This window comes from Dyadobacter koreensis (assembly GCF_900108855.1).
GTDB classification, from domain to species: domain Bacteria; phylum Bacteroidota; class Bacteroidia; order Cytophagales; family Spirosomataceae; genus Dyadobacter; species Dyadobacter koreensis.
In genome coordinates, this window is the sequence record NZ_FNXY01000001.1 from 357,931 (window position 1) to 381,487 (window position 23,557).

At 43.2% G+C, this 23,557-nt stretch carries 14 protein-coding genes; 5 read left to right on the plus strand and 9 right to left on the minus strand.

Annotated elements, in window-relative coordinates; genetic code table 11:
- Positions 1-195: 195 nt before the first annotated feature.
- Together BMY70_RS01510 and BMY70_RS01515 are read right to left on the minus strand one after the other, a co-directional pair.
- On the minus strand, positions 196-1,005 hold the full coding sequence (locus BMY70_RS01510; RefSeq protein WP_090331194.1) for an SDR family oxidoreductase: 810 nt from the start codon (positions 1,003-1,005) through the stop codon (positions 196-198).
- A gap of 82 nt (positions 1,006-1,087) precedes the next feature.
- Positions 1,088-1,984, minus strand: a complete 897-nt coding sequence (locus BMY70_RS01515; RefSeq protein WP_090331197.1) for a helix-turn-helix domain-containing protein — start codon at positions 1,982-1,984, stop codon at positions 1,088-1,090.
- A 496-nt stretch (positions 1,985-2,480) separates the two neighbouring features.
- On the opposite strand from BMY70_RS01515, the gene BMY70_RS01520 reads away from it, so the two are divergent.
- The 5 genes from BMY70_RS01520 to BMY70_RS01540 all read left to right on the plus strand — a co-directional run bounded on the left by BMY70_RS01520 (position 2,481) and on the right by BMY70_RS01540 (position 6,934).
- On the plus strand, positions 2,481-2,756 hold the full coding sequence (locus BMY70_RS01520) for an ArsR/SmtB family transcription factor (protein WP_090331200.1): 276 nt from the start codon (positions 2,481-2,483) through the stop codon (positions 2,754-2,756).
- A 295-nt stretch (positions 2,757-3,051) separates the two neighbouring features.
- Entirely contained in the window at positions 3,052-4,068 is a 1,017-nt protein-coding gene (locus BMY70_RS01525) for an LLM class flavin-dependent oxidoreductase (protein WP_090331203.1), read from the plus strand.
- Positions 4,068-5,192 carry an NtaA/DmoA family FMN-dependent monooxygenase gene (locus tag BMY70_RS01530; protein WP_090331206.1) on the plus strand — a complete coding sequence of 375 codons (1,125 nt, stop codon included), beginning with the start codon at positions 4,068-4,070 and terminating at the stop codon, positions 5,190-5,192. The genes BMY70_RS01525 and BMY70_RS01530 overlap by 1 nt, the downstream gene beginning before the upstream one ends.
- A 159-nt stretch (positions 5,193-5,351) precedes the next feature.
- On the plus strand, positions 5,352-6,065 hold the full coding sequence (locus BMY70_RS01535; protein ID WP_090331209.1) for a nitroreductase: 714 nt from the start codon (positions 5,352-5,354) through the stop codon (positions 6,063-6,065).
- Positions 6,066-6,190: 125 nt separating this feature from the next.
- Positions 6,191-6,934 carry an NADPH-dependent F420 reductase gene (locus BMY70_RS01540; protein ID WP_090331212.1) on the plus strand — a complete coding sequence of 248 codons (744 nt, stop codon included), beginning with the start codon at positions 6,191-6,193 and terminating at the stop codon, positions 6,932-6,934.
- Between the two features lie 71 nt (positions 6,935-7,005).
- On the opposite strand, the gene BMY70_RS01545 is transcribed toward BMY70_RS01540, so the two are convergent.
- The 7 genes from BMY70_RS01545 to BMY70_RS01580 all read right to left on the minus strand — a co-directional run bounded on the left by BMY70_RS01545 (position 7,006) and on the right by BMY70_RS01580 (position 23,231).
- Positions 7,006-7,914 carry an NmrA family NAD(P)-binding protein gene (locus BMY70_RS01545; protein WP_090331215.1) on the minus strand — a complete coding sequence of 303 codons (909 nt, stop codon included), beginning with the start codon at positions 7,912-7,914 and terminating at the stop codon, positions 7,006-7,008.
- A 399-nt stretch (positions 7,915-8,313) separates the two neighbouring features.
- The gene (locus tag BMY70_RS01550; protein WP_090331218.1) at positions 8,314-8,583 is read right to left on the minus strand and encodes an ArsR/SmtB family transcription factor; all 270 of its coding nucleotides are present in this window, start codon (positions 8,581-8,583) and stop codon (positions 8,314-8,316) included.
- A 1,604-nt stretch (positions 8,584-10,187) separates the two neighbouring features.
- Complete coding sequence (locus BMY70_RS01560; protein WP_090331225.1) at positions 10,188-11,768, minus strand: RagB/SusD family nutrient uptake outer membrane protein; 1,581 nt, start codon at positions 11,766-11,768, stop codon at positions 10,188-10,190.
- 30 nt (positions 11,769-11,798) lie between these two features.
- Positions 11,799-15,296 (minus strand): SusC/RagA family TonB-linked outer membrane protein, encoded by a 3,498-nt coding sequence (locus BMY70_RS01565; RefSeq protein ID WP_090331227.1) that lies wholly within the window; start codon positions 15,294-15,296, stop codon positions 11,799-11,801.
- Positions 15,289-16,299, minus strand: coding sequence for a FecR family protein (locus BMY70_RS01570; protein WP_090331229.1), 1,011 nt, complete (start codon positions 16,297-16,299; stop codon positions 15,289-15,291). The genes BMY70_RS01565 and BMY70_RS01570 overlap by 8 nt, the downstream gene beginning before the upstream one ends.
- A gap of 147 nt (positions 16,300-16,446) precedes the next feature.
- Positions 16,447-17,112, minus strand: a complete 666-nt coding sequence (locus BMY70_RS01575; protein WP_090331231.1) for an RNA polymerase sigma-70 factor — start codon at positions 17,110-17,112, stop codon at positions 16,447-16,449.
- 215 nt (positions 17,113-17,327) lie between these two features.
- The gene (locus BMY70_RS01580) at positions 17,328-23,231 is read right to left on the minus strand and encodes a cellulose binding domain-containing protein (RefSeq protein ID WP_090331234.1); all 5,904 of its coding nucleotides are present in this window, start codon (positions 23,229-23,231) and stop codon (positions 17,328-17,330) included.
- Positions 23,232-23,557: the final 326 nt, after the last annotated feature.

Below are 23,557 nucleotides of genomic sequence, written 5' to 3' on the forward strand. Positions count from 1 at the left end.
GTACATATCAAGTTATCGATTTAATGGCAGTGAAGCATAAATCCGTCAAATTTTAATGCTATTAGGGTTATCAACCTATATTCTTAAGACTGTTCTTTCGCAACTACCGCTTGTTCTATAAATGGACAAGCATGCTCATAATGAAAAAAGGCTTTTTATAGCCTTTTTTCATTTGTTTTTTGTCCTAAATAATTTTCATCCGAAAAATGTCTTATCCAAGTCTTGATGAAATGCTTCTGCACCCAATTCTAAACGCTTGTTGTAATCACCATTTGCAACAGTGCCAACCAAGTAACGCAGTTGGTTTTTTCCGTCTGTGGCAGCTTCATATATCACTTCTGAAACAGTTTCCGCAGCAGCAAGACTATTGATGACCTCGTCGCTGAAAAATACTTTTTTGAAGCCGTCGAAGAAATCGTCATACGCCGGGTGCTCAGGAATAACCAATGAACGTCCTACGAAATCGGTTTTCGTTGGTCCAGGCTGAACAGTTTTTATTTGAATACCCAAACGGTTTAATTCAAACGCCATACTTTCTGTCCAACCTTCAACAGCCCATTTTGTAGCGTGATACAACGAAAAGAAAGGATAAGCGACCAAACCACCAATAGACGAAATTGTTATAAATACACCTCCTTTGTTTTCTCTGAAATGCGGAATAAACTCCTTTGTCACTCGGATAGCGCCCAAAAGATTGGTATTTACAACCTGTTCAATTTCTTTGTCTGTCGTCCCTTCCAACGCACCCACAGTTCCGTAACCTGCATTATTCAACACAACGTCAATATTTCCCAGTGAAACAGCCTTTTCATATGTTGATTTTATTTGTTCAACATTAGTAACGTCTAACGGAAGCAACGTAATATTTTCGTATTCCCCTAAATCTGTTACTGTTTGTGGGTTTCGCATTGTTGCAATTACTTTCCAACCTTTGTTTGCAAAATAAATTGCTGTTGATTTTCCTATGCCCGATGAAGCACCTGTAATAAAAATTGTTTTTGCCATTGTACCATATATTTTGTTGTTGCAAACTTAGGGTGAGAACAACGGTAGGTTTTAACAAAAAACAATCACATTATTACAAAAATCAATCAACACGAAACTGCCTTGGTGTTATACCAGTATATTTTTTAAAGAAATTATTGAAATGTGTATTTTCTTTAAATCCTAATGCAAACGCAATTTCAGAAACGTCTTTTTTCGTATGTTTCAAAAGGATTTTTGCTTCAACTAGAATTCGTTCCTGGATAATGACAGACGTTGATTTATGCAAGACTTCCTGTAATGCTTTGTTTAAATGATTGACGTGAATGGATAATTTTTCTGCAAAATCTGATGCGGAACGTAAAGGAAACGGACCAACATCTTCAACAGGAAACTGACGCTCTAATAATTCTAAAAATTGTGTGGTAATTTTTTGAGAAGCGTTATTATAAAATTGAGAAATAGGTTTAATAGGTTGCAGTTTTTCTGCATTGTACAGAAGCTCAAAAACCATAATTCGCATTTTGTCGTATTTGTGCGGGTGCTCAGATGTCCACTCCGTTAACATTTCGGCAAATAATTTCTTTACCCTCCTGGCCTGAATGTCTGTCAATTCAATAATTGGTAAACTCTCGGGTTGAAACACAGAATAGTCTTTCGGATTGCCGAAATGATGAAAAAAACGCTCTGTAAACACACACGAAAATCCATTTTGCTCATTTCCGATTTGTTCCCAATTATAGGGAACCTGGGGATTTGCAAAAAGCAATGCCTGTTTTTTGATTTCAATAGTTTTATCCGAAAAATGCACCTTATTTACCCCTTGTATCAAGCTTATTTTAAAATAACCTCTGCGACTGTAAGGAATAGGTTTTATACTGCAACCTAACAAATCATTAAAACCAAACACATTAAAATGCCCGATTTCATTTTGCAAAATTTTTGGAATAGCCTTGAAACGTTCTGTATAAAAATCTTCTAATGTTTCTATATTATTCATTTTTCAAAGATACAAAATTCAAATAATTGAATCATGGAAAGGATAAATAAAAAAGGAAGGAACAATCTACACTTGCACCTTCCTTTTTTTCCTATTAGAAATCACTACTGTCAGATTGTGAGGTTGTTTATAACAGTTGGTAGCGGTTCCCGGCTTAACGTTCGGACAGGATTTTACCACTAAACCCAAATACGAACCACTTCGCCCTCCCTAAATCCAATATCTTGTTACCAGTGGGGCTTTTGTCGGCCGATTGAATGGATGTAAAGTTTCATAGATACATTTTGTAATAGTGATCAAGGAGATAGCTTGCAAGGCACCTTGGGAAAATTGGCACCTCCCTTAGCTAAGAGCTAAATTACTGCAAAGACAATCTGGCATGCAGTATTTACGACAACCAAATCACATTTAATTTTGATACTTAAGGGAACGATAAAAGTGAACAACCAGTTGTAGATACATTAATGAATGCGCATGTATTCAAATGATGTAGATTATGGATACGAAATCACTTACTAGGATGGCAAAGTCGCTCAGCGACCCACATCGTCTGCTGCTGCTGAAAGAAATTGCAAAGGGAACAAACAGAGGTTGCCCAGATCTGTATGAATTTGTTCCGATAAGCCAACCATCGATGTCGCAGCACCTGAAATCTCTTACGGAATCCGGCTTGATCGAAACCTATAAAGAAGGACGTAAAATGCACTTGGCTATAAACGACGAAAAGTTGCAGGAGCCTACAAGCTTTATACAATCCTTGAAATCAAATTAACAGACTCCAACCCCGCTGATATTAACGGAAAGCGGGATTTATTTTGGCCATATGCATAATCGTTTGCTTATATATTTATATGGTTATATACGATCAGGACCTCTACGCATGAAAGAAGGAATGTAGGCATACATAAAATTTTCAAACATTAATAAAGTAGCAATCAACTCGTCACAGTGAGAAGCGGAAGTAAATGTGGCATTCTTTCCAATCATTGCAACCAAATTGATTGTTACATGACAAACCGTATCGAAAAGCTACAAACAAACATACATGACAGGTAAGTGAACGGATTATGGATAAAAATAACATAGCGTATTCTATTTTAGAACTTGCCATTGTCTCGCAAGGGGATACTATAAAACAGACCTTGAATAATTCTTTGGCACTAGCCAAAGAGGCAGAAGCAACCGGCTACAAACGCATCTGGTTTGCCGAGCATCATAACTCTGATAGTGTAGCCAGCAGCGCTACATCCGTATTAGTAGGTTACGCGGCAGAAAACACGGATACTATCCGGGTAGGTTCGGGTGGCATCATGCTTCCCAATCACTCGCCTCTTCTTATAGCGGAACAGTTTGGAACCCTTGCTCATTTATATTCAGGCCGCATTGATTTAGGTCTGGGAAGAGCGCCAGGTACGGACCAGGCAACTGCTCAAGCCATCCGGTCGGACTTTATGAAAGCCGCCCATTCGTTTTCCGGAGAAGTGACCAAAATTCAGAATTACTTTTTGCCGGAAAATAAGAATGCCAGCGTAAGGGCAACTATTGCAGAAGGCACGGGTGTACCGCTGTATATCCTGGGATCGAGTACAGACAGTGCATATCTTGCAGCAGAAAAAGGTCTCCCCTATGCTTTTGCCAGCCATTTTGCATCAACCCATTTGCTAAACGCGCTAAGGATCTACAAGCAGGAATTTAAATCCTCTGAGTTTTTGCATGAGCCCTATACCATTGCCGGAATAAATGTCTTTGTTGCAGATACGGACCAAGAGGCCCAGGCACTATTTACTTCGTTAATCAGAATGTTCTGGGGCGTATTGACCGGAGCCAAAGACTTACTGCACCCACCGACAGCAATGAGCAGGGAATTAATGGAAATGTTCCAACATCCTACACTGAATCAAATGCTTAAGTATTCCTTCGTGGGAAACAAACAAACCGTAAAGGATAAGATAAGGGCATTTCTAGAAGAAACGGGTGTGGATGAGTTAATAACAGTATCAACCATGTATGAGATAAACGACCGGATAAAATCTGCCCGGTTATTCGCCGAAATCATGAAGGAAATAAATACAGAAAGTAAGTAATGAAAATCAAAAAACAGTTAAAGCTTGCGGCGAATATTGATGGTCCCGGTTGGAATTTTGTGGGTTGGCAACATCCCGATATACCGGCCGATGCCAGCGAAAATATTGATTTTTATATCCAGCAGGCTAAGCTCGCAGAGTCAGCAAAATTTGATACACTATTTCTGGTAGACGTAAGCCATGTAGGCCCCGGAAATATTCCGCATTACCTGAGTATGTTCGAAGGTGTTTCTGTTATGTCTGCCCTTGCTATGCATACCAAAAATATAGGGCTTTCGGCTACCGTTTCCACTTCCTATGCAGATCCCTACAATGTTGCCCGGCAAATCCTTTCGCTGGATAAAATCAGCAAAGGCCGTGCATCCTTGAATGCAATTACTTCAAACCCGGGTGGCATGGTCAATTTCAGCCGCGGGCATCTAGGTAAGGCAGACCAATATCCCATGAATAAAGAATTCATGGAAATCGTGCTCGGACTTTGGGACACCTATGAAGATGATGCTTTTATCCGCGATAAAGAAAGCGGCGTTTTTTTAAATCCCCGCAAAATGCATAAGGTGAATTACCGGGGGAAATATTTTTCGGTGGAAGGACCACTAAACCTGAGCCGTTCTGTTCAGGGGCGGCCAGTGCTCTACACAGCCGGGATGTCGCAAAAGTTCATTGATCACGCCACAAGCTACACGGACGGTGTGTTTACCCATGGCAATACTGTTGAAGAAGCAGCGGCAATTGCCAGTGAACTAAGGCGTCAATTAGTCCAGAAAGGAAGAAGACCGCAGGATTTTATTGTAGCGATCTCGCAAAACCCAATCGTTGGCAGTACCGAACAGGAAGCCCGGGAAAAATACAGGGAACTCTTGCAATTGATTCCCTACAACAGCCTGCCCCGCCCATTGTTTTTTGGTTCAGCTGACAAAGTTGCCGATCAGGTGCAGGAGTGGTATGAAACAGGCGCTATGGACATGCTGATCCTGCGTCAGGACCATCCCCATGGATTGCAGGATTTTATTGAACTGGTTGTACCTATTCTGCAGCAGCGGGGAGTATTCCGGACCGAGTACGAGTCTGATACGCTTAGGGGCAATTTGGAACTTCCCAGGCCGGCATTCAGAAAAATATAGGGTTCCCATGCAGAATCAGCAGGTAAGCAGAACCAAAAGGCTGCCTGCAAAGACTAAACTATTCACTTTACACCAACCAGGTAGCGTGCAAACTGCTAAAAAATAGAAGAGCCAAAGGCTTCCCGGCAATTAGTGAGCTGCTACATTACTTATAATTTTATGGAAAAATCAGCATTTGACATCCCGAATCTTGAAAATAGTACCCACCTTACTTTTTCACAGGTACTTCGTTTCAGAAGATCCTGTCGTGGTTTTTTAGAAACACCAGTGCCTGATCAGATGATTACTTCCGTATTAGAAGATGCAAAATTGGCACCATCCAACTGCAATACCCAGCCCTGGGAAACGCATATCGTTTCGGGAAACAAACTCAAAGAACTCTCAGAAGCGTTCCTAAGAGAGAACAATGCAGAAAGGTTTTCGCCCGATTTCAGCTTTGATCTGGGTGATTATCACGGCCGTTACCAGCAGCGTCACTTCAACCTGGGTAAGGCCATGTATGAAGGATTTGGCGTTGAACGGGATAACAAAGAAGGCCGCAGAGAAGTTTCAGATCTGAATTACAAGTTCTTCAATGCCCCACATCTTGCTATTCCCTTTATGCCCTCATTTGGCGACAATGTGCGTGTGGGCGGCGATATAGGCATGTATGGTCAGACATTTCTTTTATCTCTTACAGCGCACGGACTTGCCGGTATCCCGCAGACATCGCTGGGCTTTTTCGCAGGAGTCATCAGGGAAATACTGAATGTGCCAGGCGAGCTTAAAATGCTATTTGGAATATCCTTCGGTTATGCCGACCCGGATGCGCCAGGTAACTCGTTCAAATTAGGACGGGATCCCATTACCAGCAGTGTGACTTTTCATCAATAATATATAGTATAAAATCAAAGAGGGCAGCAATAGAAAAATGCTCATCGATTTAGATTCGGGCACCGCAGCAATAGGGAATTGACCCAAGGGTTTGAAATAATAATTAGTAACAAAAATAAGAAAACATGAAAATAGGAATTGTAGGAACAGGTGCCATAGGCAGTCTTTTAGCAGAGAAATTTTCTCAGGCAGGCCACCATGTAAAAGTAACCAATACCAGGGCAATGCCTGAACTGGAAAAAATAGCTGCCGGTCTGGGAGTGGCAGCAGCCACCATACAGGATGTGGTCAAAGACGTGGATGCCATCATCTTCTCAATGCCCTTCAATGCTTACAAAGACCTGCCAAAAGACTTATTAAAAGAAGTGCCTCAGGATGTGGTGGTAATGGATACTTCAAACTATTACCCGTTCAGGGATGGCGAAATTAACGAATTAGAGCAAATATCTGAGAGTGAATATATTTCCGGGATATTAAATCGTCCGCTTGTAAAGGTGTTCAATAATATGCTGGAAGGCACCTTAAAATACAAAGGCAAACCGGCCGGTGCGGAAGAAAGGGTAGCAATTTCAATAGCGGGTGATAACCAGGAACATAAAAAGATAGTTACTCAACTAGTTGATATTACAGGTTTTGATACCGTTGATGGCGGAAGTCTGGCCGAATCATGGAGACAGCAGCCCGGCACGCCCGCATATTGTACTGAATTAGGTGAAGCCGAATTAAAACAGGCACTTGCTGACGCTGAAAAAGGAAAAGCCCCTGCAATCCGCGACTTCATCATGGACAACCTGAGGAAAATGGATTCCTGGCCTTCATACGAAGAAATTCTAGCTGGTAACCGTTTACATGAGATGGGAAAAAAGTAGCCAATTCACCAAACCAGATGACATTAGTGCTCACAGGCAGCAATGGCTGACCTGTGAGCACTAATGTATATTTATGCTTTTTGATTAGCCGAGCTTATTAGCACATCTTTATGCTCCATTAAATACTCCCGGACTGTTTTTGCGGGTCTACCGAGGATATAGGGAATATCATTTTGAACCATCGACATGTAAGACATTCTTCCATCCAGCATTTGGCTGACAAATTCGATGTTTGCACTTGCATACCAACTGTCCGCACCATTAGCTATCCATGCTCCAATCAGTTGCTTAAATTCTTCAAGGCCTTTTTCTTCGCATTTGATATCAAGTCCGGTTACCTCACTGATAAGCTGGGCGATTTCTTTTCCGTTATGGCTCTCTACACTCAACCAATAATCTTTACCGGCGTGCCGCTGGGGGCCGTCCACAAGAACCTTTGCGGCAACCGCAGCTATATCACTTGAAGCAATATAACCTACCCTTCGATCTTCCCAGTAAGTAGTGTAGGTTAAGTTCTTTGGCAGGTAAGCACCTGTAATGGCCTCCATAAACATATTCGGATGAAGGTGTGTCCAGGCAATACCGCTGGCTTCAATATACTTTTCGATCATCTGGTGCCAGGCAAAATGCGCATCGGTGGTGTCCCACTCAGCGAAAACACCCACATGCACGATATGGCTAACGCCTGCCTTCTTTGCAGCATCCACCAATGTTTTACTCTGTGTGAGCATGGCAACCGTGTATCCGGTTAGCAGAAAGACCCGGTCAACACCGGCAAGGGCAAGCGCGAATGTCTTCGGGTCATCAAGATCCAGGTATTTGCAGTTTTTTCCTTCACGGGTAAGCTGCTCTACTTCCTGCTGTTTGCGTGAGGTGATCCGCAGGTTAACAGCTTTGCCTTCAAGATCTTTTACAACCTGACTACCGATCGTTCCGCTAGCGCCCAAAACAAGGACCGTCGGATATTGATTATTTTCCATTTGAATTTGAATTAAAAGTAGTATAAATTTAATTTCGGCTTGTAGTGCCGTAATTGTATTTTAAGGGATCCTGTCTGTAAAGCGGATAGCAATGCCAAGAAGCAGGCAAAAGCTCAAAAAGGATCCTATTTTAATAGTATATGGCCAGCACGGTAGCTTTTAAGGCCAAGGCCTTGGCGACGCCGGGTGAAATGCATAAAGACAGGAAAGAAATGAAACATTAGTAGATCATTATAAGTTGATATATTTGGATAAAAAATTTGTGATGATTGCAATCTGTTAGTGATAATTATTGATCACTGATATGACCTAAAACAAACAGTTAAACACATAAGCAATCGTTAATACAAATAAGCAAAAAATGTCTCTCTGGTGGCTTTTAGGAAAACACGGTTTGAGCTAACGTAAAGAACGCAAAAAGTCCTCCAGTTCTTTCACTTTCTCTTCAATAATAGCAACTTTCATGTTACGCCCCTCCTTGCGGGATTCTACCAGACCGGCCTCCGATAATGCCTTCAAATGCTGGGACATAGAAGGTTGACTAATCGGTACAAATTCAAATAAATCAGCACACCCTTTATTGGTACCCTTTGCTATTTCCTGTAATAATGCTAGCCTTGTAGGGTCGCTGAGAGATTTGGCCAGTTTAACAAGTGATTTACTATCCATGATATCCTATTAAATTTTATTGAATACATGCGCATTCATTGATGTCTTAACGAATCTGGTTACCGTATGGTTCTGGTTATGTAATGTTTTTTTGTACCGACTATGCAGGACGACCGATTTTGGGAAGATCAGCGAAAAATTATTACCCCTTTTTAGCAAAAGGTACGAACTGGATTAACAGGCACTAAAAATATAGGAGCAGAAACAGATAATACTGGAATTTTAGTGAGAACCTAGAACGACCGTCTCATTATACAAGCTACTCAAAGCAGTAAGCAATATTTAATCGAATTTGTAAAGGTATATGCTCCGAAATGCCTGCCCCATATCTCTGAAATAGACAATCATCGTACGCACTTGCCTTTCCCTCAAACAATATTAGGACACAAAAAAAATGGATGTTTACAGGTTCATTATTCATACTGAATAATTGAATTCTGCTGCCGAGTGGATATTTTGAAGAAGTTGACCACCTACTTCAAACTGCCCTAAAAGGATCTTGGATTTGTTTTTGAAAAAGGAACAATGGAAGAAAAACGACGAATAATAAGTTCGATATTTCCCGAAAATATCGTTTTTGACGGAGACATCGAACTCTCCCTGAGTGAATGCTGTGTTACTCCTTATCTACCAATAAAAAGTGAGTTAGAAATAAAAAAAGAGCCAAACCGTCAAAAAAACGACTTAACTAGTATAGTGCAACTAATGAGAGCAAAATAGAACAACTAACACCATTATTGAAGCTTTTTCCGGAGATAAAATGAGTTATTTTTATCTGACGTTTGTCAGGGTATTAATAATAATAGGTTTACTTTCATTATTGCATACTCTGGACTTGAAGACTTAGAATTCTGTGAGCCGAAACGCTTGTACGGGTTCAATTCCTATCCCCGGTATAAAGCGGAACTTTCGTGATAAGTCAACAGAAGTTCCGCTTTTTTTTCGCTAAGTCTTCTAAGAGCAACTGATTTTGTAAACCCAATATTGTAGCAATGGAGAATGATCCAATCGCCGACCTGGAAAAGATCAGAAGGAAACAGAGTTGCCTGATTAAGGGCCATGAGACGATGGCGCTCAATTTAAGTGCCTTGCAAAGTATATGGTTCTGATACGTGTGCCTGTCCAAAATTCCATTTTCGGAAAACATATATGAAGATATCATTCAAGTGGATGCCTTTCGACAATTATTGTCATAGCTACGACTGTTTTTGAATACTTCTGATTTCACCTATATGCCTAAGGACGGCAGATAGCTCTGTCAAACTTTATTGACTTGAATTAAAAGTTAGTTTCACAAAAAAAAGCTAATATTTATACTGACGCTACTTTTTAAACCTAATTATTCAAGCCTGCTAATGTGCAAATTTCAGGATTTAAAAAACTTACGCATGTAACAGATCTTTGGATTATTCAGAGAACTCTCTAAAAAGATTCTGCCCAAATGCCAGTAAACAATTAGCATGATCGTAAGATAAAATATATTGACGACTGACATAATAGGAATGTCCATTGATCTTTCACCATTTGATTTTAAATTATAGAACTAAAATTACAAAACCCACTAGCTTCCGCCAGCGGGTTCGAATAGTAAACGTATTAACCTGTTAATTCCAATCGTCAACAATATCATTTGCCACGAGCGGATTCGTGTTTTTCTCGGTTAGGGGAATGGGAAATAAAACATGTTTATCCTGAAAAAAGGACTGAGTTGAAGCCGGAAATTTCGCTTTCTTTTCCGCATTCAGCGTCTGTTTTGCAATCCCCCATCGAATTAAATCAAACCACCGGACCTGCTCGCCGGACAGTTCGAGCTGACGTTCAAGCATAATCTTTTTTATCGCCTCATCTTTGCTTCCAAGCGATGTATAAGCAAATGCTCCAGAGCGTGCACGCACCTTGTTGATCAGTGGCAGCGCTTCCGCTGTTTTACCGGAATTAATCTGCGCTTCGGCCAGCATCAGAAGCACATCGGCATAGCGGATTACCTGTGAATTGATATCGGATTGAGGAAGTTCTCCCTTCTCCTTATATTCGTAGGGCTCATATTTTCTCCACCGGAAACCATTGCCGTTTTCGAAGTAAGGATATTCTTTGGCCCCTCCCGGACAGTTGTCGCAATAAGTGATGTCACCACCACTTGATTTATCCCCGTAAAAAGTATTTTTTGCCCTGGGGTCGACATATTGTTTACCTGTTTCATCTGTATAAGTAAATGCTTTGACGGCTGCATCCGAGATAAATACGTTCCGCCAGTCATTCCAGCCATACTCCATGGCCCGGCCTGTTAATGTATTTTTTCCACTGCCTGAACCTTCCTGCGAACCGAACATATAGTACGGGCTTCCTTCCGCCCAACCTCCCCAGGCTTTATGCGGTATATCAAAGACGGTTTCTGTATTTTTTGCTGGTGATTTGGTAAAAAGCTCGTCGAGGTTCGCTACCAGCCCGTAGGTGTAAGGCGCTTTTGTCAGCAATTCGAACTGCGCAGCTGCTTCCGCATATTTTTTCTGAAATAAATATGATTTACCTAATAGCGCCACGGCCGCCCCTTTGGTCACCCGGCCCAGATCGCCTGCTCCATAAGTAACTGGCAGGCCGCTGATCGCATTCATAAGGTCAGATTCCACCTGCTTCCAATTGTCTTCCACGCTGGATCTTGACAGATAAAATTCACTGTTTTCGCCATAGTCTTTGCGAATAGGCACACGGCCCCAAAGTGTTACCAAAAGGAACTCTGCATACGCTTTCAGAAAATAGGCTTCGGAAACATACTGGGTAAGTTTAGCTTTCTCAGTATCAGACGCAGGAATCACTTTGGCAGCTTTATCAATGACAAGATTTGACCGGAACGTCAGTTTATAGGCCGTAGACCAAAGGTCGTTAATCTGCGCATGATTGGCCGCGTAACTATAATCATGCAGTTGCAAAACATCTCCTAAAAGCGGCGCATCGGCTTCGGCTTCATTGCCGGTCAGATCCATCAGATAGTAAAAATCCCTCGAATAAAGCCCCTTGTAAAGCATCAAACCATAGGCCGCTGTCAGCGCTTCTGAAATAGTTGCCGGTGAGGTGAAATATGTATCATCGTTGTAGCTCGTCTGGTTTTTGACATTGTCCAGCGAATTGTCGCAGCCAGTGATAGCCAAGCAGGCCAGTGTTGTCAGCGTAAGTATTTGCTTTTTCATTATCAGAAGAATGAAGTGGAATGAAATAATTTAAAACCCAACCTGAACACCAACAAGAAAAGTCCTTGGCTGAGGATATTGCCCTGTATCAACTCCTTTGGTAAAAATAAAGGATTTGGCATCGTTCACGCTGGCACTTACTTCTGGGTCATAACCTTTATAGTTTGTCAGTGTCAGAAGATTCATCGCCGTTGCATAAATACGGAAGCTTGAAAATACTTTTCCACCTGCGGAATTCCAAACCGTTTTAGGCAGTGAGAAGCCAACTGTCAGGTTACGTAGGCGCATGAAAGATCCATTTTCCAGAAAACGGTCCGAGGCGCGCAGATTGGATGGCGTATTTTGTCCTGACCTTGGCATATCGGTCACGTCGCCGTCTTTTTTCCATGCGTTTAAAACTGCTGTGGAAGAATTAAATGGGCGGGTCGTTCCTTCCGTCCAGTAACGCAGCGCATTATATACTTTAACGTCTCCAATGCCAGCCAGTCCCATAGACAGATCCAACGATTTATAGGCTAAATTCACAGAGCCGCCATACGTCCATACCGGAATGGCAGAGCCTAAAAATGCCTGATCCAAATCGGTTATTTGCCCGTCGCCATTCAAATCTTTGTAAACAATATCACCAGCTTTGAGTCCATCCTGATAAGTTTTAAAACCTTTGGCGATTGCCTGCTCGTTGTATTTAGCAACATCAGCACCGCTGGGTACAACTTTTTCAACCTGAAATCCGTAGAATGATCCAATCGCTGCGCCAACATCTGTTTTGGTTATGTTGATCCCGCCATTTGTACTACCACTGACGATGGGACCGCCATTTCCAAGCGAAACCACGTTATTTTTGTTGTAACCTGAATTGCCCGATATGCTGTAGCTGAAATCTCCAACTTGACCCGCATAGGAAAGTGCCACCTCAAAACCTTTATTGACGGCGTTGGCAGCATTTTGTACCATACTGGCATCGTTATAGACATCTCCAAGTCCTGTGGAGACCGGCAGCTTAACATCCAGTAGCAGATCTTTGCTATTACGTTTGTAAAAGTCCACACTCACCTGTAGACGGTTCTGTAGCAGTCCGAAATCAAGTCCAAAATCTGTCTGAGTTGTTTCCTCCCATTTCAGGAAAGGATTCGGTACCCTTGTCACGGTAGCGCCCTGCTGAAAAGCTTTGGCTTCTCCAAAAGAATACACAATGTTGTTGTTTCCATAACCGCGGTAAACGGTCGGGTCGGTCAGAAAAAGTCCAATGTTCGCATTTCCGGTAATACCCCAGCTACCTCTGATTTTTAGGTCCGAAATGAAAGAAATATTTTTCATGAACGTTTCATTCGCAACCTTCCAGGCCACACCCATGGATGGAAAATTCCCCTTCCTGTTTGCTTTTCCGAAGGCTGGATTGATATCCTGACGAATCGAAGCATTGATTAAATAACGGTTATGAAAAGCGTAGGTGATACGTCCGAAATAAGACCGAGAAGCATAAATTCCAGATCCGGACCCTGTGATGCTGTTGGATTTGGATACTCCGATTTGCTTGATAAGATCATTTGTAAATCCTGATCCGGTCAAATTAACGCTTCGGCTTCTATTGCCTTCATTGAAGGTATTACCAGCCATAACAGAGAAATCGTGGCGGCCGAATGCTCGCGAGTAGGTCAGAATATTTTCGATGATCGGAGAAACCGAAAACGAATAACTCTCGTCAATTTTTCGGTCAGTCTTAAGGTTTCCATTCAGATACTCACCAGTGTAATTATAGCTGTTGCTGTTGGAGATGCCTATGTTGGCCTGAGACCTGAATTTGAGTCCCTGGAAAATATCTACTTCTCCCCAAAGCTGAAACAGGCTGGACACGCCTCTTGCAAGTTTTTCTGTCAAATAAATTCCTGGCAAAGGATTGAGTGCATCATTTTGATCTAAAATGGTTGTTACCCTGCTGTATCCACCCAGATTGGTTGGGTCCATGGTTGGAGCATAAGGCGGCATACGGAGCGCTTCCACAAAACTGGCCACATTTCCTGTCGTCCGGTTATATTTGAAATTGATGGTCTGTCCAAGCCTGACTTTCCGTCCGATCTGCTCTTCAAGCTGCGTGCGTAAATTGATCCGCTGGTAGCCGTAATCTTTCATAATTCCTTCCTGATTGGTGTATCCGGCTGAGAAATTGTAAGTTGCCTTATCGCTGCCACCGGTAACATTTAAATGATGCTCAGTAATCTTTCCGTTGCGAAAAATTTCTTTTTGCCAGTCTGTTCTGGTTACCAGCACATCGGGCGTGTTTAGTTTATCAGGGACCTTGTTGCCTTGCGTTGCGTCAATGTCTTTCACAAGCTGAACATACTGCGCTGCATCGAGCATATCAAGTTTTTTCCAGGCCTGCGCCACGCCAACATATCCATTGTAAGTCACCTTCGGCGTGCCTGCTTTGCCTTTTTTTGTTGTAATCAATACTACTCCATTGGCCGCTGATGCGCCGTAAATGGCTACTGAAGCAGCGTCTTTCAAAACAGTAATGTCCTGAATGTCGTATGGGCTGACTGAATTTATATCACCACCCTGAATTCCGTCGATTACGTATAATGGATCTGAGTTTGTCAGTGAACCCACACCGCGAATGATGATTTTTGCGTTAGAGCCCGGTAGTCCGCCCGTATTTACGATTTGAACACCTGCAATTTTGCCCTGTAAAAGCTGCTGTGCAGAGGTGGCAGATACATCACCAAATTCTTTACGTCCCACTACGGATACTGCGCCAGTCAAATCCTTCTTTTTAGCCGTTCCGTATCCAATGACGACTACTTCTTCCAGTGCTTTTGTATCTACTATTAACGAAACATCAATAGACGAACGATTGCCGACAATTTCTTCCTTTGGCAGATAACCGACAAATGAAAAAATTAGAATAACATCCTGTGGACTCGTGGTGGCTATTTCATATTTTCCGGATATATCCGTCGTTACCCCGCGCTGCGAACCCTTGATCACCACACTTACACCGGGTAATCCGTCTCCTTTTTCATCCGTTACTTTACCTCTGAGAGTAACCTCCTGTAGAATTGATTTCGTATTTTTTAAAGCTGATAATTCGGGTTTGTTAAAAGTTTCAGAAGATGGAACCAATGCAAGGTTCGCACTTTCAATCGTAGAAACTGCAGATTCAACGGATTTTTTTTCCGAGCGTGACACGATTACGTAAGCTTCTCTACCCGCTTTCTTAAAGCGTAGATTGAAAGGTTTAAGCAGATCGGTCAGCTGTTTTTCAAGCTTACTGCCATCCTGGTGATAATCGGCACCTGTGATCAGAATATTTTTTACCGTTTCCTCTTCGAACAATATACTGACCTGGTGTTGCCTGCCAAGATCTATCAATAAGTCTTTCAGGTTTTTGGCGCTGCGATAGCTTTCTGTATGTTGTATCCGGGTGGGTATCTGCTGACTTGCAAATGAAATACTCTGCGCCGTGCAAAGCTGCTGAACAGATAACATGGTCAGCACGATACGGGTTTTTTGTAAAAATCTGCTACTCATGATTTAAATTGGTTACGGATGTTCTCAATTCTATAAACTCATTATGCCTGATTACTTCCAGATGAAGCAGCTCAGATAAGATGGCCAACAGATCATCAGCCTGACGCGCCTTGTATACGCCGCCGATTCGGCGCTTACCAAGAACGGGATCCAGGATACGTACATTCACCTTGAAGCGGTCATTCATTTGCTCGACAGCTTCCGAAAGCAGCGTATTGTCAAAATAGAACATGTTGTGCTTGAAGGCCACAAACTGAGCTGGAACCGTGGGCGAGGTTAGTGTGCATTTCCCGTCTTTTTCCGAGGAAAACAGATTGCCCGGTTTCAGGTAAAGCTGCTTTCCTTTCGGAAGACTTAGTTTTACTTTCCCTTTTGTTAAAAAAACCTTGGTTGCCCGCTCGCGCGAAAAAGCTACAAATTCGGTCCCCAGCACTTCAATCAGATAATCTTTATCCATTCTCACGATGAAACGGCTGTCACTTTTTGTATGGACAACCTTAAATTCGGCTTCACCTTCCAGGATCACTTCACGGTTGGCTGAGCCAAAGCCCAGTCTGGGTACCCGTAAAATCGAATTGGCATTAAGCACCACCCTTGTTCCGTCAGAAAGCTGATAAGAGGCCGTACGGCCATTTTCTGAAATGAGTGATTTATATAAAATCTCTTTTCTGAAAACAAAACCAAAAACGCATAGTAAACAAGCCGCTACTGTGCTCCAAAGCCATACTGTTTTGATAAAACGGGTATTCATTTTATCCGGCTGTGGCACGGAAGCTTCCTTTTCAACCTGCTCATTATTAATTAAGGAAATGTAGGAAGACAGGGCGGTTTCAGTCTTTGGCGAAAATTGCGGATGACGGGTTTCCCATTCATCCAGATAATGATAATACAGTTCTTCATTCTGCGGGTCAGCAAGCCAGTCCTCGACGAGCTTGCGCTGAATGAATGTAGTCCTTCCGTCAAAAAAATCGAACAGGACATCTTTTGAGAGTGATTCTTTCATCTTATGGATTTTAGCTTTTCCAGTCCGGTCAGGACTATTTGGATAATTTCAGAGCAACCGCAAAATCTTTTTTTAGGCAGGGAATGAATGTTATCAAGGGCATTGTAAAGAACAGACAAGTATGGTGCTGCCAACCCCATAACGGTTTTATACTTTTATTGAAAGCAGCAGTGCCAGGTATATAAACCAGCTGTCTTTTAGTCCGTTGCGAAGCCTTGCGATCGCACGTGTGATCAGCGCCTCAACGGATTTAGGTGTAATTTGAAGCTCACTGGCGATTTCTTCCAGGGTTTTGCCTTCCACACGTTTCAGCAGATAGGCTCTTCGGCATTGCGGCGGCATTTCCTGCACAATTCGCTCTACCTGCTGGTGCAGCTCGGTGTATAGCAAAGCATCACATGGATTTGGAGCCTGGGCTGCAAAAGGGGTAATGACAGCATCAAGTGGGGAGGTCCGGTTCATATCCCATTTCAAATAATTATAGGACCGGTTTCTAACAGCTTTGTACAGATAGGCGCGATAGGAAGATGTTATCACTTCAAAAGTGCGGCCCTGCCAGAAGGCAGCAAAGACTTCGGAAACAATATCTTCCGCTATTTCGTCTGAATGAACAAAACGGATAGCATGATTGCACAAATTGGTATAATATCTTCGAAATAGAAGCTCACAGCCCTTTTGAGGATTTTGGCTGAACATTTCACGGATCAGATATTCATCGTGGAGCATTACAGGTTCGCTCTCCGGCACAGTCAGATCGGTGGTCTGTCTTGCGGCTGACTGAGGCCCAGAATTTTTTATAGAATTAATTGCCATACCATTTAATTAACCGTAGACGGATTTACAAGTTCAATCCAATAGACAAGGCAACCTACACCATCCCCATACTATAAATAATATTTTTTTTTCAGCAAATAATTCAATTATTTAAAACTAGCAGCCCGATCTCACTTTCACAGTTAATAAAAAAGTCCGGATCTACTTTTGTAGAACCGGACATTAGTTAATTGCGAAAATGAAAATATAAACCTTTAAGGTTTAACAACTTTCAGCGAAACTGATTCTTTGAGCGTACTAACCTTAATCAAATAAATACCTGCACTTTTGCCAAGAGGCAAAGCATGCTGCTCGATTTTTTGTGTTTTTTCAACCTGTTTCTCAAACAGGACACGTCCGTTCAGATCCGCTACCAAAATATTGACAGAAGAATTATTGGCTCCGCTGATCCTAATATTTGCCTTATCACCAATAACCGGATTTCCCAGTACCGCAACATTCAGCTTATCATAAGCTGCTTCACTGTCTGGCAGACCAAATCTGGCGTTTGTCTGCGCGGCAGGAGGCTGGCCATAAACAAGCTGACCTTTGTAGTAAACCGTGATCTTGTTATTTTCAGTAAATGAACCGGCCGTTTTAAATGAAAAGTCATTGGTTTCATCAAACGCAGACCAATCCGTCTTTCCAATGCGGTACTGAATATTGCCTGTGCTGCTCAGCGGGTAGAGCTTTCCAACAGAAGGCTCTACTTTCAGTTCAAAATAAGTATCGGCATTCGTTTTCTGCTGACCTGTTGTAAACTGCCCGGAAATGTTGCCCGCAGCCAGTTTGGCAAAGTCTATCCAGTAATTGAGTTCTGCTGCGCCGTCGACGGTGAACCAGTAACGCACTGACAGGTCGGCATAATCCACCGGCACGTTTCCTTTGTTTTCAATTTTTAGCCAGGTGCTCAACGAGGTTGACGCAGTATTGCTATTCTTATTTTCCGAGTAAACGGCAAGATCCAACTTCGCAACAGCAGTGTCAGGCTCAGTACCCCACCAGAGTTTATCATTGCGGTAGAGCGTGATACGGTCATTTACAGCGTAGGAAGAACTATTTTTAAATGAATAATCATCGGTTTCTAAGAGATTTTCCCAGTTGCTATTGGCAAAACGCGACTGGATTTCTCCTGAATTTGCTCCCGCATTCAAATTACCCGCTAATGCATTGAACTGGTATTCCAAATAACCCAAAGCACCCTGGCGCGGTTTTTCAAGTTCGACATACTTTAGTGAGACTTTGCTATTTCCCAGCTCGGCATAATCGATCCATTTATTTATACCTGCATAATTTTCAGCCGTAATCCAGTAGCGCGCTGTAAGTTCACTGTAAGGAATTGCAACCGTACTTTCGTTGGCAATGCTCAGGTAGGGTTTGATATTATTATTATCCGTCTGATTATTGTCCCCGTCCTTATAAAGCACCTTCAAACCAGATGAAACCACCAATTTACAACTCAATGAGCGAGCAGGACTGTAAGTTGCGTTGCCATTTTGAGCAGCAGTAATTTCAGTTGTTCCCGGTGCGAGGATATGTACTTTTCCATTTACGATACTGGCCACCGAGGTATCCGAACTCGCGTAACTCACCGGCAAACCCGAAGTAGCCAGGCCATTCGGATCAAAATCAGCATCACCAAAGGTTTTTGAAATGATGCTGTCCAAAGAAATCGTTTGTTCCGACAGTGCGGGAGCAGAAATTCTCAGACAGAAATCATCCAGTACAAACTGACCGGACGGACCGGCTTTTGATGCCCAGATGCCAATCCTGACAGCGTTTGCCGGTACGGTCCGGGTTCCTGCATATTTGGAATATACTGTCGCATTAGCAGCTGGGATAGAAGGATGAACTTGTAACTCTAATTTTGCACTTTCTATTTTTACTCCCTGAGCGTCATAGAAATCCAATCCAATTCCAGCCCACCAAGGCAATATTAACTGCGAGGCATTGGAAGGATTTGGTGTTCCCTCAACTTTGGCCCAAACCTCAAAATTAATTTCCGAACCCGCTGTTACGTTGATTGTTTTACCATAATTAATGGCTCCCTGATCAGCAGTAATCACAGCACTTTTAAGTTCACTCTGTGCAGAAGTAACAATTTTCGCAGCCGAAGCATTCGGATTTCTTATCCAGTTTACAAAGCCGCTTTCAAAGCCGTTGTTGGTAAGTATACCACACAAACCAGCAGCAACTACCGTGATGGAGGAACTTGCCGAAATACCACTTGCATCTTGTGCAATCGCATTGATATTGGCCGTGCCGACAGCCATCGCGGTCACAATTCCACTACTTGTTACCGTAGCAACAGATGGATCTGATGAACTCCACAGTACTGTTTTGTCGCTTGCAATTGTGGGAGCAACAGTGGCTTTGATCGATGTAGTATCGCCCACGCCTACTGTGGCGGCCGATTTGTTTAGTACGACCGATGTTAGCAACACATTCGAAGCAGTAACTGCACAACTTGCGGTTTTCGCGCCATCCTGTGTGGTCACTGTAACGGTCGCATTGCCTGGTGAAACGCCTGTTAATACACCACTTTGATTCACTGCTATAATTCCAGCATCAGACGTGGACCAGATCAGTGTTTTATTGCTGGCATTTGCCGGTTGAATGGCCGCAGTAAGCGTTATGGAATTATTCACACCAACCGAAGCGGTTGCAGGAATCGTCACGCCAGTTACTATGCTATTCGAAGCTGTTACTGTGGAAGAAGCAGTTTTACGGCCTTCGTCAGTAGTAGCTGTAATTATGGCTGTACCTGGTGATACACCGCGTAATAGTCCGCTTGCATCAACACTTACTATGGATGTATTTGATGAAGTCCACGTTACTCTTTGATTGGTGGCGTTTACGGGTAAAACAGTGGCGGCAAGTCTTGTTGTGTCTCCTACACCCACAGAAGTAGTGGAAGGATTTACAGCAACAGAAACGAGCGGATTCAGCCCAATTTCTATTGCATTGATTGCGGGATAATTCAGGTTTGCAATGGGTCTGAAAACCAGTGCAATCTGTCCCTGTGCTGTGGATTTTACTTCAAACTCACGCACAATCCCTTTATATCTACCGCCAGCCTGTGTTAAAATATCAAAGTTTTTAAGCAGCGTATCGGCAACCGTGTTTACTGTTACGTTAAATTTCCTTTTTCCTGCCGTGATGACGGTTGATAGCTCAGCAAAATGCAGGCGTACTACATACTTAGAGTTGGGAATCAGATTCTCGTAACGGTAGGTCATCAGTGCTCCGCTGTTACGCTGCGTTTTGTACGCATCCGCCGGCGCCGGCCTTAAAACGCCGCTGATATCTATTGAATTAGTAACAGTTGAGGTCCACATATTCACGGATTGTGGATTGTCGGCTACAAAATTACCGATGGTTGGTCCGCCGCAGTTGTTTGCAACTACCGTAGTTCCAACCGTCAATATACCTGTTGCCGTTTTGGCTTCGTCCTGCGTGGTAACGGTTATGGTGGTAGTGCCTAGTTTTAATCCTGTCACAAGTCCGCTGGAATTGATCCTGGCAACGGTAGTATCGGACGAAGCCCAGCTCACATTTTTGTTAAGCGCAGTGGCAGGTAGAACGGTCGCCGTCAGATTTCTGCTTGTATTTAAACCAATCGCGATGGCTGAGTCCAGCAATACGCTTGTCACATGAATAGCAGGTGTAACTTTTATGCTGCTCTGGGCAGTTTTACCTCCATCTTGTGTGGTTACGATAATAATTGCTATACCGGCACTGACACCGGTCACTAATCCCGTTGCGTTTACAGTAGCAATGTTGTTGTCCGAAGAAGTCCAGTTCGCCGCATTGTTAGATGGATAGGCAGGAGTAAGCGTCGCTTTTAGTTGTTTGCTAAAACCTACAGTCACGGAATCCATATCAGGGGCTAATGCAACAGATACAACCGGTCCTCCGGAAGGTTCACCCACGAAGATTCCGTTTCCGGCGATCCCAAGATACACTCTGCCGTGCAAATCGGCGGCCATGTTACTCACAATACCCGGAACAGGGTTTGCGATGGTGGTCCAGGTTGATCCATTGTCGTCTGAACGGAAAACTCCATAGGTCACACCGTTTATCGGCGTGCTTTCGGAACTAACATAAACCACTGGGTTTGAAGAAGCCGTTGTATCCGCCTTTCCTACTGCGATCCATTTCACTTTTGTAATTGCGGCAGGATTTACTTTCGTGAAAGTCTTACCAGCATCTGTGGAGTGAAAAATTCCATCGCCCGAAAATGAAATCCACAAGTCACCTTCAATGCCGGGTGTCGTCTCAATATTCATTTGCGCGACGTTTATCACATTAGGGAGATTGGAGGCAGTGGTTGGTGCGAAACTTACGCCACCATCTGTACTGACGTAAATTTTGCCGGCTGCATAAATGTAAAAGAGATTTCCGTTTACCTTGTCGGCGGCAAGTGGATTCATTCCAGCCCAGATTTGGTATATGTCGCCAGGTTTGAGAACAGCATTAGGTACTCCACCCGCAGGCGTCCAGGTTGTTCCCAAGTTCGACGATTGATAGGTGAGGCCTCCCTGGGTAACCCAAACCATTTTTCTGCTTGTAGCCGAAACCGCAATACGTCCGCGGGCTCCTGGCAATGATGCAAATTTGGTATAGGATGTGCCGCCATCGGTAGAATAACCACCAATACCCGATCCGTTCCAACCGTCACTGCCTACTCTTGCTATGAAATTCGGGTCGGAATACTGAATTGCTCCGCCGGACGTATTACAGCCGGTATTGGTGATAAAAAAGTTTGAAACTCCCTTTGCGGGGGGTGTATCCAGTGTCTTGTGATCAAAACCGCCTACATCACCAGTTGTTGACACCAGAAAATTTGGGCCTGACGGAGGCGCGACCAGCGGTCCGGCCACTACTATTTCTTCCAGACCGTTGTTACGAAGTTTCCATGTTACACGACTTGCCCATACATTGGTAGTCTGCCCAACGTCAAGCATGTCCGTGAACCAAACCTGGCCTTCATTGAAAGGATCCCATACAAATCCGTTTACATCGTGTCCGATATTTCCGTTTGCTCCATTACCACCTGAATGAGGTGCCTCTGTTACATCACGTGTGGCTGGAACCATTGGCGTCCAGCTTCCGCTGCTTCCGCCGTTTGTACTTCTGTAAGCCATATCATGGTTCCAAGTTCCGGAAGTTGCTATGATGATCTCATTGCTATTTAGAGGATTGACTCCAACGGTGCTGTATTGTTTTCCGGCTGCGGGAGTGATATCAATCCAACTGTTTCCATTCCATTTGTTTACTGTCGTACCTTCTTCTTTAATATTCCAGTCCCGAAGTGTCTGGGTTACATAAAAAGTACCATCGTTACTGATGCTTGCACGTCGTGGTCTTACAGGGCTGCCCGGCATTAATGTAAATGTATTGCCGGCATCTGTGCTGCGATAAACGCCATTCAGACTTCCAAAGAAGATATTTTTTGTGACGCCGTTAAGTGTTCCTCCACTTTTGTCAAAGAAGATAAATCTGCCTGAGACCTCGTCAGCCAAGGATGTATTCACTTTCGTCCAGGATCCCACGGCTCCTGCTGCTGTACTTTTGTAAGTACCGTTCGCGCGTGTTGTTACATAAACAACGTTGCTGTTATTGGGATCAACTACCAGGCGGTCTGTGAAAGTCTGGTCGCTGTTTGGGAGTACCGTAATCGGAAGCTGACAGTCAGTCCAGGTTGCGCCCCGGTCCATCGACTTCATTATCGTGCCCACCCCGGTTCCGCCGCCAGGATTCGAACCCTTGCCCGTCTGTATCGTAGCGTAAAGAATGTTTCCCGTAACGTCATTCGGATCAAATGCAAGGTCTCCGCATCGGGCTGCAACTTCCCAGTTCCAGTATGTTGTTGGTATTTTACCATACCACATCAGATCTTCCCACTTTTGCTCGTTGTGATTCCAACGGTAAGGTGTTCCTACATCGGTCGTGATAAAATAAAGATTGGGTACTTTTGGATGTGCCTTCAAGCTCGTAACATTACCGCCGCCGCCCATGCGTACCGGCTTCCAGTTATAGGTTTGCGCGTTGGTAGCAAAATTCAGGGCTCCTGTAAGTGCAATCAACAGGATCATCATTCGGATTGATGTTTTCATAAACGTTGTTTTAGTAAGACATAACGCGGTTGTCAAATCGAAAATGTTTGACAATATTTCATCTTACAGACAAGTGAAAAGAAAAATCCCTATATTATAACTTGATATTTTACAAAAAAATCGTTTAAATCGGCTGTATTTAATCTCAGTGCTATCTTTAAAGATTTCACCTAGATTAGAGGTTTAAAAATCTACTTTTCTGAAAAGGATACTCTCCGGCACCAGCCGCTCAGGAGCATATAGATAGCAGTTCACGGCACGTGGCTCGGCTTAACTGTTGATCTTTACTGTTTTTTAGTCAAAACTGTCAAGTTATATCAGTATAA